This is a genomic window from Ensifer sp., assembly GCF_035999185.1.
In the GTDB taxonomy this organism is placed as follows: Bacteria; Pseudomonadota; Alphaproteobacteria; order Rhizobiales; family Rhizobiaceae; genus Ensifer.
This window is the reverse complement of the sequence record NZ_DASYHB010000001.1, coordinates 1-1,937: the sequence shown is the minus strand read 5'-3', so window position 1 is coordinate 1,937 and position 1,937 is coordinate 1. Positions and strand designations below refer to the sequence as shown.

The 1,937-nt window shown below is 63.1% G+C and carries 1 protein-coding gene; it reads right to left on the bottom strand.

What is annotated here, in order from left to right; translation table 11 throughout:
• Positions 1-180: 180 nt before the first annotated feature.
• Positions 181-1,863, bottom strand: a complete 1,683-nt coding sequence (ftsY, locus tag VGO04_RS00005) for a signal recognition particle-docking protein FtsY (protein WP_327493899.1) — start codon at positions 1,861-1,863, stop codon at positions 181-183.
• Between the last annotated feature and the right edge of the window lie 74 nt (positions 1,864-1,937).

Below are 1,937 nucleotides of genomic sequence, written 5' to 3'. Positions count from 1 at the left end.
TCCAAGCTCCAGCACCATCTTGAGCAACGGGCTGATTTCCTTCTGCGGCTTGGAAGCCTCGATCGACGACATCTGGGGGTCCTGTTTCTGCATGTGCCTGCTGCTCATAACACCAGCTTTGCGGCAAAACCATATCAAGGCAACGGGCCGGCGCAAACGTGCGCCGGCGCAACGGCCTCGTCAGGCGGCAACGCCGGCGATTGCCTCGGCGAAATCCTTGGCTTCAAACGGCTCCAGGTCATCGATGCCTTCACCGACACCGATGAAGTAAACCGGCAGCTTATGCTTGGCGGAAATGGCAACGAGGATGCCGCCGCGCGCCGTACCGTCGAGCTTGGTCATGATCAACCCGCTGACGCCGGCGACGTTGCGGAAGATCTCGACCTGCTGCAGCGCGTTCTGACCGGTGGTGGCATCGAGCGTCTGCAGCACGGTGTGCGGCGCGTCGGGATCGAGCTTGCCGAGCACGCGTACGATCTTTTCAAGCTCGGCCATCAGCTCCGCCTTGTTCTGCAGGCGGCCGGCGGTGTCGATGATCAGCACGTCGGACTTCTTTTCGCGCGCCTGCTGGAAGGCCTCATAGGCAAGGCCTGCGGCATCGGCGCCGAGCTTGGAAGAAACGATGTCGGAGTTGGTGCGCTCGGCCCAGATCTTCAATTGCTCGATCGCGGCGGCGCGGAAGGTGTCGCCGGCGGCGAGCATGACCTTCAGGCCCGCACCCGAAAGCTTCGCGGCGAGCTTGCCGATCGTCGTCGTCTTGCCGGTGCCGTTGACGCCGACCACAAGAATGACATGCGGCTTGTGGCTGAGGTCGAGTTCGAGCGGCTTGGCCACGGGCGAAAGCACCTTGGTGATCTCGCCGGCCATGATGCGCGAGACATCCTCGCCCGAAACGTCCTTGCCGTAGCGCTCAGAGGCGAGCGTATCGGTAATGCGCATTGCCGTCTCGACGCCGAGGTCGGCCTGGATCAAGAGGTCCTCCAGATCCTGCAGCGTCGCTTCGTCGAGCTTGCGCTTGGTAAAGAGGCTGGCGATCTGGCCGGTCAGCTGCGACGAGGTGCGGGCAAGGCCACGGCGCAGGCGCTGGTACCAGGTGAGCTTTTCCTTCGGTGCGGTGGGCTCTTCCTTGGGTCTGCTGTCTGCTGTCGCAAAGCCCTTGGGCAGGCTTGCGGGTGCAGCGGCAGCCTCGGCGACGGGCTCGACAGGTGCTTCGAGAACTGGCTGTTCGGCGACGTGCGTCTCTTCGGTCGGCGCTTCAGATACCGGTACTTCGAGGACCGGCGCCTCAGCAACGGTGTTGCTCTTGGCGATGGCGTCTTCGACAGGTTCCGCATCTGCGGGTACTAAGTGGCTTGCTTCTTCGTCGATCGCTTGCGTTTCAGCGTCGGCGACCTCCTCCTGCTCGGCCAGGTCTTCAGGCTCTACGGGCGGTTCTTCAGGCACGGTTTCCTGAAGCTTGCCGTAAGCCTCGAGCGCCTCTTGTGCCGCCGGCGACAGTCCGTGCTGTTCACTGACGGGCTCTGCTGATGCAACGGTCTCTTCGCTGGACGTCTCGTCCGGCGCCGGCCCACCTGCGGTCTCGATCTCGGCCGGCAGGATCGGGTCCTCCACGGCAAGCGGCAGCGCTGCGATATCGGACAGCGGCTCAAGCAGTTCTTCGGCAGTTTCTTCAGTCGCCGGCTGTTCGTCGATGACGGCTTCGGCCGGGGCGATGTGCTCGGGGGCAGCGGGTTCCGGCACAGCCGGCGTTTCGGCAGGCGACACGCCTACGATGTCTGCCTCCGGCGCCACATCCTGCGGCTTCGTTTCCTCCACCTCGCTCTTGCCGAAGGTGAAGATCCTCTTGATGAAACCCATTGCCATTCAGGAATTCCGCATAAATCAGGCCGCAGCCATCTGTTTTACCTGCATCGTCAGATGCTTGCCATTGTGGCCGG